Here is a 15,179-nt window from a genome sequence, read left to right on the forward strand (position 1 = left end):
GCCCCCCGCCCACCCGCCCCCACCCAAAAGGGCCGCCGGCCCAGGGGGAAGGCCAAAGGGGGCCGAGCCCCCGCGGCGCTACAGCGTTCTGGCTAAAGTCGAACTGATATTTGCCCTGCAGAGAAAAAATATCACACATTTTCATGGCTTACAGCCACTTTAACACCCAAACGGCGTACACAACTCAACTATATTGCAGAGTGTTCGTAGGTTTGCATCGAAAATAGTCGGCTTGCATACTACTTTTGTCCGTCAATAGCTTTTGCTTCAACCGTTTCGCCTTTTTACCTTTCACCTCATTCCGTTTCACACCCATGGAAGATTTGTTTAAGAAGTTCGTCAATGCCGGAGTCGGTTACATTGCCCAGGGCAGCAAGACGGTGCAAAGCACCATCGAGAAGTTGGTGAAGGACAACAAGATGACCCAGGAAGAGGGCAAGAAAATTGTGGACGAGCTGTTGAAAAGCGGCGAAACCAAGCGCGCCGAGCTCGAAAAGCAGTTCCAGGGCCTGGCCGATAGCGTGAAAAAATCCGTCGGCCTGGGCGATTCCAAATCGAAAGCCAAGCCTGCCGCCAAAAAGCCCGCTCCCAAAGCCGCCGCCAAGCCCGCCGCCACCAGCGTCACCAGCAAAGCCGCCAGCACCGTGAAAAAAGCCGCCGACAAAGTGAGCAGCGCCGCCGGCTCGGCCCAGAAATCGGCCGCCGCCAAAGCTGGCGCTGCCAAGCCTGCTGCTGCCAAAAAGCCCGCTGCCAAGAAGCCCGCCGCCTCTGCTTCCCAGACGGACCAGCAATCCTAAGACACAGCCAATACCAGAAGCAAAAACCCCGCTTGCGCCAGGCAAGCGGGGTTTTTTAACAAAAAGCAGGGCCGCTGACCCACGCTGAATCTGCGAAATCGGTTTAATCTGCGTAAATCTGCGGTCTGATGTTCAAAAACACGATTTCCAACCTCACCCGCATCCGGCAAGTGGCGGAAGTGCTGCTGCGCTACGGCTTCGAGGACGTGGTGACGACCACGCCGCTGCGCCGCCTCGTGAGCAAAAGCCGCCGCCTGAGCTGGCAGCGCGAAGACCGGCCGGTGTTCGAAACCACGCGCTGGGAGCGGGTGCGCCTGATAATTGAGGAGCTGGGCCCCACCTTCATTAAGTTGGCCCAGGCCATGAGCAACCGGGCCGACTTGCTGCCCGAGGCCCTGATTGACGAGTTTGAGAAGCTGCAAAGCAATGTGCCGCCCTTCGAAACGGCCCTGGCCCGCCAGATTATCGAGGAAGAGCTGGGCCGGCCGATTTCGGAAGTTTTCAGCGAGTTTGACGACGTGACGCTGGGCTCGGCCAGCATTGGGCAGGTGCACCGGGCGCGGCTGCTCACGGGCGAGGAAGTGGTGGTGAAGGTGCAGCGCCCCGGCGTGCAGCAAAAGGTGAAATCAGACCTGGCGCTGCTGCACGAGCTGGTGCGCCTCACAGCCGGCTTCCTGCAAAAGCAGGGCCTGGCCAACCCGCAGGACATCGTGGACGCCTTTGAGCGCAGCATGAGCAAGGAGCTGGATTACACGGCCGAAGCCCGCTCCATGGAGCAGTTTCGCAAGCTCTACGAAAACTACACCACCTTCTACGTGCCCAAGCCTTACCGTGAGCTGAGCACGGCGCGCATTCTCGTCATCGAGTTCGTGAGCGGCTGCAAAATAACCGATAAGACGCAACTGCTGGCCTGGGACCTGAGCCCCGCCACGGTGGCCGAAAACGGCATGGACATTTACCTGACCCAGATTTTTGAGTTCGGGATTTTCCACGCCGACCCGCACCCCGGCAACGTGCTGGTGCGCCCCGACGGCACCATTGTGCTCATCGATTTCGGCATGGTGGGCCGCCTCACCAAGCAGCAGAAATACGCCTTCGCGGGCGTGTTCATCGGCATGGCGCGGCAGGATGCACGTAGCATGGCGCTCAATTTCCGGCGACTGGCCCTCACGGCAGAAATTCCGGATATGCGGGCCTTCGAAGCCGATTTAAGCCAGCTGATTGAGGATTTTGCGATGCTCGACGTGAAGGAGATGAGCATGAGCGACCTCGCCGATGCCCTCCAGACCATCATTTACAACTACAAATTGCAGGTGCCAGGCGCGGTGTTTCTCATCCTGCGGGCACTGGTGATTCTCGAAGGCATCGGCAAGGTGTTGCACCCCAATTTCAACACCTTCGAGTTCGTGGCGCCCTACGGCGCCAAGATTATTCGGGAGCAATACTCCCGCCAAAACCTGCTCAGCGAGGCCGAATACACCGGCACCCAGCTGCTGGCGCTGCTCCAGACACTGCCCGCCGATGTGCGCCAGATTGTGCGCAAAATCAGCAAGGGCGAACTTCGGCTGAAGTTCGAGCTGGTGGGCTACCAAACCCTGCTGCGCAAAGCCGACCAGCTCGTGAGCCGCACTATTCTGGCGCTGCTGGGCGTGGGCGGGCTGCTGTTTTCGGGCCTCACGCTGCTGGGCCACTACTCGCCCGACATGCCCTACCACCGCGGTGTGCCCGAAATTACGTGGTGGAGCCTCGGTGCCACGGGCTTCATGCTGCTGATTTTGCTGCTACTCGGCACTGGGCGGCGAGAGAAGTGAGCGCAGGATTTTGCGAGGTCAGAAGGGGTTTTGCAAGGTTGACGTTGAATGCAAACTTGCGATACCCCTTTTCACCTCGCGAAACCTTGCGCGAAGGCTTGGCTGCCGGACTCTTAAAGCCCGACCTTTGCGCCGTAGGTCCTATTTCTGCCTGCGTGATTACATGCCTGCTCCGTTTTACTCCCGCATAGTTCAAATTTTAATTGGGATTTTACTGGAAGTGCTGCCGCAGCTGGCAACGGCCCAAACCGCCCCGGCTGGCCCACCGGTGCTGCGCGAAGCCAGCCTGCGCACCGACACCGCCACCTACCTGCTGAGTCGCAACACCGCTCTGATGCAGGGCACGTCGGCGCTGTATTTCTGGTTTCGACGCGACGATGAAACCCTGGAACTGCGCCTCTACCCGGCCAATGCGGCTAGCGCTAAGCCGCTCCGTCTGCGCCGCACGCCCGATTACCAGCAGCTCGATTCGCTTACCAAAGAGGAGGACGGCGGGTTTCGCACGCGGCTCAAGTTTCAGAACCTGACCAGCAGCCAGTTTTTGCGGCTGGTGGTGGAGCAGGCGGCTGATACGGCCGGCCGGCCGGCCCTGCGCCAGGTGGTACCGCTGCTGCCGCTGGCCCGCACCACGCTGGCCCTGCGCGTGCCCGATAACGAGCTGTTTGTGGGCGAGGAGAAAGTATTTGAGCTCACCAGCTCGAACCCGCGCAACGTGCACGCGGCCGGCGAGTGGGTGCGCGGCCCCGAGTTCGACTACCGCCTGGTGGCCGAGGCCAACGGCACGCTGCGCCTGCACGTGCTGCCCAACCAGCTGGGCGTGCGCACGTTGCAGGTGAAGCTGCAAACCGAGCGGCCCACGCTGCTACCCGGAAACAAGCTCAGCTACCAATTGCCCGTGCTCCGGCAGGAGTTCAACGTGAAGGCCAGCCGCCTGCGCTTCCTCTCGCCCGACAAGCGCAACGTGACCATGGACGAAGCCAGCCGCCGCAAGGGCGTAGAGCTGATTCTCGACAACGGCCGCAGCTTCGAGCTGCACCGCACCTACCGCGTGGAAGACCAGGAAGAGCCTGGCGGCGAGCTGATTGCCGACATCTTTACCCGGCAGTTCCTCAGCAACGACCGGGTGCTGTGCTACCTGCGCCCCTACAACACCCACCGCCAGACCGAAGGCTACCTCTACATCAAGGAAAACGACGCCGCCCGTTACCTCACCAACCTCGACATCACGCCCCAAACCGTGATTCGCAACGTGCAGGTGCTGCACCGCGGCGGCGAATGGAGCCCCGGCCTGAGCGTGAGCCCCGGCGAAACCGTGGACGTGCGCCTCGAAGGCGAGGGCCTGCAAAAAGCCCGCGTATCGTTCGAAGACCTGCCCATCATCCCGTCCGATTCGTCGGTGCGGACCGATGCGCGGCTGGTGTTTCGGGTGCGGGTGCCGGTGAATTTCGACAAGCGCAAAAGCACGATTTACAACCTGGGCCAAGCCACGGGCTATGCGCTCAGTGTGCGCGAGTTCCAGCGGCCGCACCCGTTAGATTTCGTGTCGGTGACGTATGGCGACGCGGCCCGGCCCATCACCCGCCTCAACGGCCCGGTGCTCTACGACGGCACCATCCGCGACGTGGTGTTTCAGTTCAACCCGGCCGGCATCGACCAGGCCGATGTGCTGTTTGGCAAGCAGTTTCTGAGCTTTGAAATCCGCACCGTAAACGCCAAGGGCGACCTAGTGGAGCTGCGCAACATCGACAACATCGTCATTTGCCCCGGCGACAATTCGCCCCGCGCCGCTTTCTACGCCGACAAACAGTGCCGTACCGACCCGCTGAGCCTCAATGCCATCCTGAGCCGCAAAACCTACGACCTCGACGAGTGGAGCCGCATTTTTGTGACGGTGAAGCACCAGGCTAGCCAGTACTCCGAAACCGGCTACACCCAAACCGTGGAGCTCGTGCTTAAGCGCACCTACAAGTTCGACATCGACGTGAGCTTCCCGGCCGGCCTGCTCACCCGCAAGCAGAAGGAGGATAAATTCGGCGACCTGGGCGGTATCTCGCTGGCCACACTGGCCCAGTTCAGCTTCTACAGCCCCAACAAAATCAACCGCTTGCGCCCCTATAAAATCGGCGCCGGCTTCGTGGCCCTCAACGCCTTCAACCTCGGCAGCAGCACCGCCAACCGCGACCTGGGCGTCGTCATCCTCGGCTCGGTGTATCCCACGCGGCGCGAGGCCAAGTTCACCTTCCCGCTTTACCTGGGCGGCGGCTATCTGCTAGGCACCACCCAGTGGTTTTTCATGCTGGGGCCGGGCATTGGGGTGCGGCTGTAGGCGGCGCGCCGGCTCAAAACAACAGGCCCACATCGAGGCGAATCAACTGGCATTTTACCACATTATAGGCGTTGAAATTCACCTTTTCGCCGTTGTTTTCAAGCTGAGAATATCGCAACTCGGCCGTCAAGGCCGGGAGTGCTGGCAGCTTGAGCCAGGCGCCAGCGCCGGCCGCGTAGCCATAGTTCAACGTTCCGGTTTCGATGGGCTGGTCGGCCATTTTGGTCAGCGGAAACGAAGTGGTTGAGGTATTGCCAAAGTTGACGGCCACCAGTGGACCGGCATTGACGAAGGGCCGGAAAACCCCGTGTCCGACCGAGTAGCGCAGCAGCAACGGCAGCTGCACCTGGCTATAGTGCACGTTGGCGGTCACGGTGTTGGTGGGGGAGCCGCTGTTGTACGCATACAGGTCAAACTGCCCGTATGCGCTGCGCAGGGTGGTATACACGGCTTCCATTTGTGCCGAAAAATGGCTGCGGCCATACAAGTTGAGCATCAGTCCTGCCTGATAGCCTACCGTGCCGGTGTGGGGCCCGTTGGCAAAAGAGGGAACATTGAGGTCGAACCGGACCGAATTGATGCCTGCTTTCACGCCCCAGGCGGCGCGCAGGCCGGAGTCGTGCTTCACCAAATGGCTGGGTGCCTGCGGAGTGCGGCAGCGGTTGTAGTCCATCACCAGCGCCGCGAGGTGGCTTTGGGAGTAAGGGTAGCGCCGTTGGAAAGCATTGCTGCCAATTTCCAGCGTCGTACAGTCGCCCAGTTGGCGGGCCAGGGTAAGCTGATAGGTAAGGGGCTGCACTTCAATTACATAGCTCGAATCGGGCACCTGCAGGTAAAAGCGCTTGTCCCGCTGCTCGTTCTCCCCGGCAAATAGGCTGACCGGTCCCTCCACCAGCGGCACCACAAAATGCGGCGTGCCCTGGCGCCCCACCAGGCGGCTCACGCCCGCCGGGCCCCGGGCGCCACCGTAGCTGCGGGCTTCGCCGGCACTAAAGTCGGCCGCCGGCTGACCCGGGCGAAACAGCCGTATCGTCCCTTTGCCACTATTAAGTTGGACGCGCCCGCGGAGGGTGTCGCCGTTGGTTTTGACGAGGTAGTCGGACGAAGACTGCTGGGCAAAAACAGCCGAGGTAGAAACCAAAAAAGATAAGAGTAAGGGTAAACGCATCAGAAAAATTAAAACATGAACTGAATAGCTTGTAAAAGTAAGCCGCGAGGACACGCCCCGCGCACGCATGGCGGAAAATACGCAGCGCGTTTTGGCCGGGTAGTCGGTGCTGGTTTTACCTGCTGGGGCGAGGCTCTGGGGCTTCTTTGTAATACCGCTTTGTCGGTTATTTCAACGGGTATAATCCCTCAACTCTAAAGCACCAGTTGTGGCGATACTTTGAGCAATGTTTCGGGCCCTATTAATATCCTGAACTTGCACCGCCAACATGCCTTCGCTAGAATTAGATACAGCGAACATAATCAGGTAACGCTGTTGTTTCAGCGTCTGATAAATACTGGAATCACTTATTTCGTCCTTTACGAGTTCAGAAAAATGCTTGATAAATAAGTGGTTGATAGCTGGTAGTCGTTCCCAGCCTCCAAGTGGGATGAGGCCAAATAAGCAAGTAAATTCTCCCTTATAGCCATCCGCGAAATCAAGCGCGATATAATTATAAGTTGTAGCAGTGCATATGGCTAACAGCAGGCTTGGAATACCGAAATAGAGTTCCTTATTAAAAAGTGTGTAAAATGGAAAGGCAAAAATAAACGCACCCAGAACGTAGTTCCGGGTGCGTGGCAATGCTATTTTCAGCATGTTATTGCAGCTTCATATCCGCAATTATCGCCTGAATCTTCTCGTGCGCCTGCCGCTGCGCCAAATCAAAATCAACGGCTGATTTCAGGGGCTGCTTCACGCTGAAATAGAACTTGATTTTCGGCTCGGTGCCGCTGGGGCGGGCCGAAATTTTGCTGCCGTCGTCGGTGAGGAACTGGAGCACGTTGGAGCTTTCCACACCGGTGTCGGTGGCCAGGCCGGTGCTGAGGTCGTGGATGCGGCCGGTTTTGTAGTCGCGGATTTCCACTACTTTCATGCCGGCGATGGTGGCGGGCGGGTTGGCGCGCAGGCTGGCCATCATTTCCTGAATTTCTTCGGCGCCGCGCTGGCCTTTTTTGGTGAGGGAAATCAGGTCTTCCACATAGAGGCCGTACTGGGCATACATGTCCACCATTTCCTGGTAGAGCGTGCGGCCCTTGTCCTTGGCCACGGCGGCCATCTCGGCCACCAGCGCGCAGGCCGAAATGGCGTCCTTATCGCGCACGAAATCGCCGATGAGGAAGCCGTAGCTTTCCTCGCCGCCGCCGATGTAGGTTTCGCGGCCTTCCTTCTCGCGGATGAGGCCGGCAATGTACTTGAAGCCGGTGAGCGTGCGGTAGCTCTTCACGTTGTAGTGGCGGGCAATATCGCCCAGCACCTCGCTCGTCACGATGGTGTACACGATGAAGTCCTGCGGGGTGCTCTGGCCGGCGCGGTGGCGGGCCGAAAGCAGGTAGTTGGTGAGCACGGCGGCCGTCTGGTTGCCGTTGAGCAGCACCCACTCGCCCTTGTCGTTTTTCACGCCGACGCCCACGCGGTCGGCGTCGGGGTCGGTGGCCAGCACGATGTCGGCATCGGTGGCTTTGGCCTGGTCGAGGGCCAACTGCATGGCGCTTTTCTCCTCCGGGTTGGGCGACTGCACGGTGGGAAAGTTGCCATCGGGCGTGGCCTGGGCCTGCACCACGTTCACGTTTGTGAAACCGAACTCGCGCAGCAAGCCCGGTACCAGCGTCACACCCGAGCCGTGGATGGGCGTGTACACGATGTTCAAATCGTGCTGGCGCTGAATGGCGGCCGGGTCGATGCTGAGCTTCTTGGCGGCGGCAAAATACTTCGCATCAATATCAGCGCCGATGCTGATGATTTTCGACGGGTCAGCCTCGAATTTTACCTCGGTGGGGCTGGTGATTTTGTTGACTTCAGCGATGATGTTCTGGTCGTGCGGAGCCACTACCTGCGAGCCGTCGTTCCAGTACACCTTGTAGCCGTTGTACTCCTTGGGATTGTGCGAAGCGGTGATGACGCAGCCGCTCTGGCACTGCAATTCGCGAATGGCAAACGATAGTTCCGGGGTGGGCCGCAGGGCTTCAAACAGGTAGGCAATGATGCCATTGGCCGAGAAAATGCCAGCCGCGATTTCGGCAAAGGCGCGGCTATTGTTGCGCGAGTCGTGCGCAATGGCCACCTTGATTTGCTGGCCGGGAAAGCTCTGCAACAAGTAGTTGCACAGGCCCTGCGTGGCCATGCCCAGCGTGTAGCGGTTCATGCGGTTCGAGCCTAGCCCCATGATGCCGCGCAGGCCGCCGGTGCCAAATTCGAGGGTGCGGTAGAAAGCGTCGGTGAGCTGGTCGTCCTGGCCGTCGGCCTGCAGCTGGCGGATGGCGGCCTGGGTGTCGGCGTCGTAGGCGGGCGTGAGCCAGGTGTTGATGGTGTGCTGGATTTCGGGGGTGAGGGCCATGGGGAGAAAGAAATGAGTTCGGGTGGGCCGGAAACGGCCGTAAAGGAAAGAAAGTTGGCGCATAACTGCCCGGCGCCTGCGGGTTGCCCGCCCGTTTTTTGGTGGCAGGGGCCGGCAGTAGCCCGGCTACAGCAGCTCTATTTTTTTGAAAACGAAGCCGCTGGCCGATTGAATCTTCAATACGTACAGGCCCGCCGCGAGGCCCGAAACCTTGAGCTCGTGCGCGGCGGCGCCCGTGGGTAGCAACCCTTCGGCCACCGTTCGGCCCTGCGAATCCCGCAGCTGCAACTGCAGCAAACCGGCCGAACCGCCAGCGCGCGCAATGCGAATGATTTGCCGCGCCGGATTGGGTGCAATCGAAACCTCCACGGCCTCGGCGGCCGTGGTAGCGGCCGTGGGCACGGCCGGCGCCAGCCAGGGGCGGGTGTTCAGCATATAAAGCCGCGCCGGGATGCTGACGATGCTGCTGACCCGCTCATTGGAAATAAACACGCGGTACGGGTCTATAAAAGTCAACCCTTCGGCTTGGCCGATGAGCAGGGCGCTGGGTAGCTCAATCCGGCGTTTGTTGCCACGCAAAAACTGCCCGTTGCGGAAATCCGACAGGAGCCACAGAAAGGTGGCCCCGGTGCTGGCATTGTAGCCCAGCAGGCCCGCGCCGGTGCCGGCGGCGTTCAGGTCGGCCGCCGTAACCAGGCCATTCACGTTGAAGCTGCCTTTCAAATGCGCCACATGGGTGCCGGGCTGGGCCGGAATGGTATAGTAACGGGTGCGCAGGTCGGCCCAGTTTTTGGTGAAGAGGTGCAGCGAATCGTTGAAGTAGAAAAAGGCTTCGCAGTCGAAATTGTGGTTGTTGGTGCCGGGGCTGAAATTCGTTTGGTCGGGGTAGCTGAAATTGATGGCCTGGGCCGTGACCGACTCCGAAGCCGAGGTGCCGATGGCCGACTTTAACACCTTCAGCACTTTCAAATCGCGCCGGTCGCCGTTGTTGTTGCCGAAATCCCCCACGTACAAGTACTGCGCGTCGGCCGCAATGTCTTCCCAGTCCACGTTCGGAAAGTTGGTGATGGTGACCTGCTGCAGCACATTGCCCGACGTGGAATCGACCTTGAATAAAACGGGGCCGTTGCCGCTGTCGTTGAACGTCCACAGGCCCTGGCTGGTGAGCTGCAGGCCCGAGCTTTCGGGCACGGCGCCGGCCAGCGGGGCTTTGATGGTGAGCGTGGTACTGGTGGTGGCGTACTGGCAGGAGCCATCGTTGACGGTGGCGCCGGGGGTGTAGTTGGTGGCGCGCGGGTCGGGGCAGCCGGTTTGGGCCCGGGCGGTGGCGGTGGCCAGCGCCACTAGTAGGAGCAGCAGGTAATAGGTAAGGGTTTTGAACATACCGACAGAAAGAAAGCACGTCATGCTGAGCGCAGCCGAAGCATCTCTACCGCAATAGTAAACAAATTACTAACACGGTAGAGATGCTTCGGCTGCACTCAGCATGACGTTCTCACATCAGCCGAAACTTCACGATTCTACAGATTCCCCCGCAGCGCTTGTTCGCGCTCGATGCTCTCAAACAGCGCCTTGAAATTGCCTTTGCCGAAGCTCTTAGCGCCTTTGCGCTGGATAATTTCGTAGAACACCGTGGGCCGGTCTTCTACGGGCTTAGTGAAAATCTGGAGCAAGTAGCCTTCCTCGTCGCGGTCGACGAGCAGGTTCAGGGCTTTGAGTGATTCCAGGTCTTCATCAATGGCGCCGATGCGCTCCAACAGGTCTTCGTAGTAGGCGCCGGGCACACTCAGGAACTCCACCCCGCGGCGGCGCAATTCCGTCACGGTGCTGCGGATGTCGTTGGTGGCAATGGCAATGTGCTGCACGCCGGGCGAGTGGTAGTAGTCGAGGTATTCCTCAATCTGCGACTTCTTCTTGCCTTCGGCGGGCTCGTTGATGGGGAATTTCACGTAGCCGTTGCCGTTGGAAACGACCTTGCTCATCAGGGCCGAATACTCGGTCGAAATGTCTTCGTCATCGAAGGTGAGGAGCAGCTTGAAGCCCATCACGTCCTCGTAAAACTTCACCCACTGGTTCATTTCGCCCCAGCCCACGTTGCCCACGCAGTGGTCGACGTGCAGCAGGCCCACCGGCGCGCCTTGCGGCACAAGGCTGCTTTTGGCCACGAAGCCGGGCATAAACGGGCCCGTGTAGTTGGTGCGCTCCACAAAGGTGTGGATGCTTTCGCCATAGGTATAAATGCCGGCCAGCGTTACGCTGCCGTGCTCATCTTCAATGGTATAAGGCTCGAAAGCCGAGCGGGCGCCGCGCTTGGTGGTTTCCTCATAGGATTTGCGGGCGTCGTCCACCCACAGGGCCATCACCTTCACGCCGTCGCCGTGCTTGGCCACGTGCTGGGTGATTTCGGAGTCGGGGAGGAGGGAGGTGGTGAGCACCAGCCGGATTTTGCCCTGCTGCAGCACGTAGCTGGCGCGGTCGCGCAGGCCGGTTTCGGGGCCGGCGTAAGCCACCAACTCGTAGCCGAACGCGGCCTGGTAGTAGTAGGCCGACTGCTTGGCGTTGCCGACGTAGAATTCGACGAAGTCGGTGCCTTTGAGGGGGAGGAAGTCCTGGGCGGGCTGGGCCAGCACTTCGGGCGAGGTCATGGTTTGCATGTGGCGGGGAAGAGGATTTTGAGGGTGGGGGTTGACGGGGTAAAAATACGGGTTTGATTGGTTCGCGGCCGTGTTCAGTTCGTTAAGCAGGGCGCCGAGTCGTCGCGGCGCGTAGGTTTGCCAAATCATTCCCATTTTTGTGGCCAATCATCTGCCTTAGTGCTCCCATGAATACCGAAGAACTGAACCGCGCCCTCGTGGCCCTGATTGAAAAAAAGGCCGAGCTGCACACCCTTACCTACGACGACGCCCGCTACGACGACGTGGAAGAGGCCCTGCACGACCTCGAAGACGATTTCAACGACGAGTACGGCGACTTCCTGGAATCGGCGCTCGACAAGGTGCACACCGACCTGAAATCGGACACCGATGTGCTGCTGCCCACCGCCTACCTGCCCAGCAACCCCAATTCCACGCCCTCACCCAAAGAAGGCGTGTGGGTTGATTCGGAAAAATACCCCGGCAAGGAAGCCCGCATTACGCTGATTCCGAATCCCGTGCGCATCATGCTCACCGTGGGCAAGCAGGTGCAGCAGGAGCTGTGGAAAGCATAGGCTGACGGTTTCGCCGGAACAAACCAGGAACGTCATGCTGAGCGCAGCCGAAGCATCTCTACCGCGTAACTAATCCTATGGATTGGATTACCACTGCGGTAGAGATGCTTCGGCTACGCTCAGCATGACGTTCTGTTTTTCCACTATCTTAATTTCCCTCTATCCCAAATCAATATGCTTTACCGCCTTGCCGAGCCTGCCGACTGGCAGTGCGCCCAGCACACCGGCTTTTTCGCCAGCGCCGACCTCGCGGCCGAGGGTTTTATTCATTCCTCGGAGCAGCACCAGATTCTCGATACGGCCCGCCGGTACTATGCCGAGCGGGCCGATTTGGTTTTGCTGGAATGGGACGAGGACGCGCTGGCTGCTGCCAGCGTGCGCGTGGAGCGCGAATGGGTGGCCAGCCGCGGGCAGCATTTTGCGCATGTTTTCGGGGCGGTGCCGCTGGCGGCGGTGCGGCGCACGTGGCCGTTTGCTCCCGATGAAGCCGGCAATTTCCAACTGCCGGCCGAACTGGCCGATTCAGCAAAATAATTTCTGAGCAGCCGTGCAACCTCCGGTTCCCGGGCTGCATCTTCCGCCCAGAAGCAACACCTTAAATCGTCAGTTTTATGCTGCCTTTTTACATCCGTCCGTTGTGCTGGCTGGCCCTGGTGGGTGGGGCCGTCGCTTGCGCGCCTACTTACCAGCTGGGGCTGAAGCCAAGCAAATCCACCGGCCTTTTCGCCGAAGGGCGCGAGCAGGCCCAGGCCGTGGCCGACAGCGTGGAAGTGCGCCTCAGCTTCGTGTGCTACGAGGCCAACCGCGTAGTATTCGAGGCCGAGTACCGCAACCCCACCCGCCGCTCGCTGGTGGTCGACCCAGCGGCCTTCCAATACGAAGCCAACCGGCTGCCAAGCCCCGCGCCCGACCCCAAAGCCAAGCGCCCCAAGCCCCTGCCCGGCGCCGAAGTAAGCGCCGCCATCGCCGCCGCTAGTATGGCCCTGCCGCTGCCTCCCTTGCCGCCCCAGTCCGTATCTGCCTTCGACCCCGAGCCCGAAATATCGGCTCTGCGAGCTAAGGCTGAAAAAGAAGCTGAAAGAGCTTCGCGCATCGATTGGTTCGGGGTGGCTCTGAGCGTGGCCAGCGTGGCCAGCGACGTGGCCAGCATCGGCAAGCGCGAAACCCCGGCCCAATACCAGAGCCGGGCCGCCATTCACGATGCGGCGGTGACGTATAGCGTCATTTCGGCCGCCAACAAAGTAGAGCATGCCGTAGCCGCCGACGTGCTACAACAGCGCGCCGCCATGCTGCAAGACTACGCTCTGCGCAAAGTGACGCTGGAGCCCGGCCAGCAGGTGCGCGGCTACCTTTACTTCCCCCGATACGATGCCGCCGATGGCTTCGTGCTGAAGGCGCCCGTGGGCAGCAGCGTGGTTCCGCTGGAGTTCGCGCAGGTGCGGACGCGGCAGTAAGTGGTAAGAAACAACTGTCATTGCGAGGGAGCAGCCCTCGCAATGACAGTTGTTTCTTACCTAGCCCAGTTCCGCCAGTTCCAGCCAGCGCAATTCCTTCTCCTCCAATTCCTGATTCAACGCCGACAAGCGCGCGCCCCAGGCCGCAAAGTCCTGCGGCGAACCGCTGCCGCCGTTCAGCTTGGCGGTGATTTCCTGCTTCTCGGTTTCCAAGGCCGCCATGGCTTTTTCGAGTTGCTCGTACTCCTTTTTCTCGGCGAAGGTGGCGCGGCGCTTTTGTGGTGAGGGAGCAACGGCGGTGCTCACGGCGGCTGGCGTGATGGCCGCTTTGGCGGCGGCGCGGGCGGCTTTGGCGGCTTTTTCCTCTTCGATTAGCGCAGCTTCGGCTTCGCGCTCTTCGAGGTATTCGCGGTAGTCGGTGTAGTTGCCGGGGAAGTTGAGGACGGCCCCGCCGGGCTCCAGCACGAAGAGGTGCTCGGCGAGATGGTCGAGGAAGTACCGGTCGTGGCTCACGATGAGCAGGCAGCCGGTGAAGTGCAGCAGGAAGTCTTCCAGGATGTTGAGCGTGGCCAGGTCCAGGTCGTTGGTCGGCTCGTCGAGAATGAGGAAGTTGGGGTTTTTAATGAGCACGCGCAGCAGCTGCAGGCGGCGCTTTTCGCCGCCGCTCAGCTTGCTTACCAGCGTGTACTGCTGGGCGGGCGGGAACAGGAACAGGTTGAGGAACTGGCTGGCGGTGAGGACGTCGCCGTTGGCCAGCTCCACCACTTCGGCCACTTCCTTCACGATGTCGATGACGCGCTGGGTGGGGTCGAATTCCAGCTCGGTCTGGGTGTAGTAGCCGAACACGGTGTTGGTGCCCACGTCGATGGTGCCGCTGTCGGGCTGCAGCTTGCCGGTGAGCATGTTGAGCAGCGTGGACTTGCCCGCGCCGTTGGGGCCGACGAGGCCAATGCGGTCCTTCTTCTTGAAGACGTAGTTGAAGTCGTTCAGGACGGTAAGGTCGCCGAATTTCTTGGTCAGGTGCTCGGCTTCGATGATTTTGCCGCCCTGGCGGGTGGTTTTCACGCTCAGCTCAATCTGCTGCTTGTTGAGGTTAGTGCTGGCCTTTTCCTTGGTGACGTAGAAGGCGTCGATGCGGGCTTTTTGCTTGGTGCCGCGGGCCTGGGGCATGCGGCGCATCCACTCCAGCTCCTTTTTGAAGAGCTGGCGGGCCTTTTCTACTTCCACGGTTTCGCGCATTTCGCGGTCGGCCTTTTTCTCCACGAAATAGGCGTAGTTGCCCTGGTAGCGGTACACCTGGCCCTTGTCGAGCTCCACGATTTCGTTGGCCACTTTGTCGAGGAAGTAGCGGTCGTGGGTCACCATCAGCAGGGTGAGGCTGGGCGAGTTCAGGCGGTTTTCGAGCCACTCGATGGTGGCCAGGTCGAGGTGATTGGTGGGCTCGTCGAGGAGCAGCACGTCGGGCTCTTCGATGAGGACGCGGGCCAGGGCCACGCGCTTGCGCTGCCCGCCCGAGAGCTGGCTCACGTTGCGGGTGAGCAACTCGCCGAGGATGCCGAGCTTGCCCAGAATCTGCTGCACCTGGGCTTCGTAGTCCCAGGCGTTGAGGGCGTCCATGCGTTCGAGCACGCGCTGCAGGTCGTCGGGCTTGTGGTTGGGGTCGTTCACGACGTGCTCGTACTCCTGGATGGCGCGGAGCGTGTCGTTCTGGCTGGCGAAGATGGTGGCCTCCACGCTCAGGCTTTCGTCGAACACGGGGTTCTGGCCCAGGTAGGTGACGCGGATGCCCTTGCGCACGCTCACCGAGCCGGTGTCGGGGGCTTCGAGGCCGGCCAGCACCTTCATGAGGGTGGTTTTGCCGGTGCCGTTGATGCCCACAAAAGCCACGCGCTGGCCCTGGTTGAGGCCGAAGTTGAGGTCTTTAAACAGCCAGCGGTCGGCGTAATTCTTCGAGATGTTCTCGGCGGATAACAGGTTCATAGGCCGCAAAGGTACGGCCGGGGCGGGCGGGGTGGGGCAGGTGCTACACTTACATTAG

12 protein-coding genes are annotated in these 15,179 nt (G+C 60.4%); 6 read left to right on the forward strand and 6 right to left on the reverse strand.

The genetic code is table 11. The features are described 5' to 3' along the window. Nucleotides 1–314: 314 nt before the first annotated feature. The 3 genes from Q4S41_RS16865 to Q4S41_RS16875 all read left to right on the forward strand — a co-directional run bounded on the left by Q4S41_RS16865 (nt 315) and on the right by Q4S41_RS16875 (nt 4,934). Nucleotides 315–797: a phasin family protein gene (locus Q4S41_RS16865; RefSeq protein ID WP_305032302.1), complete on the forward strand. Its 483-nt coding sequence runs from the start codon at nt 315–317 to the stop codon at nt 795–797. Between the two features lie 128 nt (nt 798–925). After that, nucleotides 926–2,608: an ABC1 kinase family protein gene (locus Q4S41_RS16870; protein WP_305032303.1), complete on the forward strand. Its 1,683-nt coding sequence runs from the start codon at nt 926–928 to the stop codon at nt 2,606–2,608. 220 nt (nt 2,609–2,828) lie between these two features. Further along, on the forward strand, nt 2,829–4,934 hold the full coding sequence (locus Q4S41_RS16875; RefSeq protein ID WP_305032304.1) for a hypothetical protein: 2,106 nt from the start codon (nt 2,829–2,831) through the stop codon (nt 4,932–4,934). A gap of 13 nt (nt 4,935–4,947) precedes the next feature. On the opposite strand, the gene Q4S41_RS16880 is transcribed toward Q4S41_RS16875, so the two are convergent. The 5 genes from Q4S41_RS16880 to hppD all read right to left on the reverse strand — a co-directional run bounded on the left by Q4S41_RS16880 (nt 4,948) and on the right by hppD (nt 11,133). After that, nucleotides 4,948–6,075, reverse strand: a complete 1,128-nt coding sequence (locus Q4S41_RS16880) for a porin family protein (protein ID WP_305032305.1) — start codon at nt 6,073–6,075, stop codon at nt 4,948–4,950. 198 nt (nt 6,076–6,273) lie between these two features. Then, complete coding sequence (locus Q4S41_RS16885) at nt 6,274–6,741, reverse strand: hypothetical protein (RefSeq protein ID WP_305032306.1); 468 nt, start codon at nt 6,739–6,741, stop codon at nt 6,274–6,276. Between the two features lies 1 nt (nt 6,742). Then, entirely contained in the window at nt 6,743–8,479 is a 1,737-nt protein-coding gene (locus Q4S41_RS16890) for a phospho-sugar mutase (RefSeq protein ID WP_305032307.1), read from the reverse strand. Between the two features lie 126 nt (nt 8,480–8,605). Further along, a complete protein-coding gene (locus tag Q4S41_RS16895; RefSeq protein WP_305032308.1) occupies nt 8,606–9,862 on the reverse strand; it encodes a T9SS type A sorting domain-containing protein in 1,257 nt (418 codons plus the stop codon). 137 nt (nt 9,863–9,999) lie between these two features. Beyond that, nucleotides 10,000–11,133 carry a 4-hydroxyphenylpyruvate dioxygenase gene (gene hppD, locus Q4S41_RS16900; protein WP_305032309.1) on the reverse strand — a complete coding sequence of 378 codons (1,134 nt, stop codon included), beginning with the start codon at nt 11,131–11,133 and terminating at the stop codon, nt 10,000–10,002. Nucleotides 11,134–11,300: 167 nt separating this feature from the next. On the opposite strand from hppD, the gene Q4S41_RS16905 reads away from it, so the two are divergent. The 3 genes from Q4S41_RS16905 to Q4S41_RS16915 all read left to right on the forward strand — a co-directional run bounded on the left by Q4S41_RS16905 (nt 11,301) and on the right by Q4S41_RS16915 (nt 13,141). Further along, nucleotides 11,301–11,687 carry a hypothetical protein gene (locus Q4S41_RS16905; RefSeq protein WP_305032310.1) on the forward strand — a complete coding sequence of 129 codons (387 nt, stop codon included), beginning with the start codon at nt 11,301–11,303 and terminating at the stop codon, nt 11,685–11,687. 174 nt (nt 11,688–11,861) lie between these two features. Beyond that, the gene (locus tag Q4S41_RS16910; protein WP_305032311.1) at nt 11,862–12,221 is read left to right on the forward strand and encodes a DUF952 domain-containing protein; all 360 of its coding nucleotides are present in this window, start codon (nt 11,862–11,864) and stop codon (nt 12,219–12,221) included. Nucleotides 12,222–12,298: 77 nt separating this feature from the next. Continuing rightward, nucleotides 12,299–13,141, forward strand: coding sequence for a hypothetical protein (locus Q4S41_RS16915; protein WP_305032312.1), 843 nt, complete (start codon nt 12,299–12,301; stop codon nt 13,139–13,141). Nucleotides 13,142–13,201: 60 nt separating this feature from the next. Here the strand turns inward: Q4S41_RS16915 and Q4S41_RS16920 are convergent, their stop codons facing one another. Further along, nucleotides 13,202–15,121 carry an ABC-F family ATP-binding cassette domain-containing protein gene (locus Q4S41_RS16920; RefSeq protein WP_305032313.1) on the reverse strand — a complete coding sequence of 640 codons (1,920 nt, stop codon included), beginning with the start codon at nt 15,119–15,121 and terminating at the stop codon, nt 13,202–13,204. Between the last annotated feature and the right edge of the window lie 58 nt (nt 15,122–15,179).

The organism is Hymenobacter convexus (assembly GCF_030580955.1).
In the GTDB taxonomy this organism is placed as follows: domain Bacteria; phylum Bacteroidota; class Bacteroidia; order Cytophagales; family Hymenobacteraceae; genus Hymenobacter.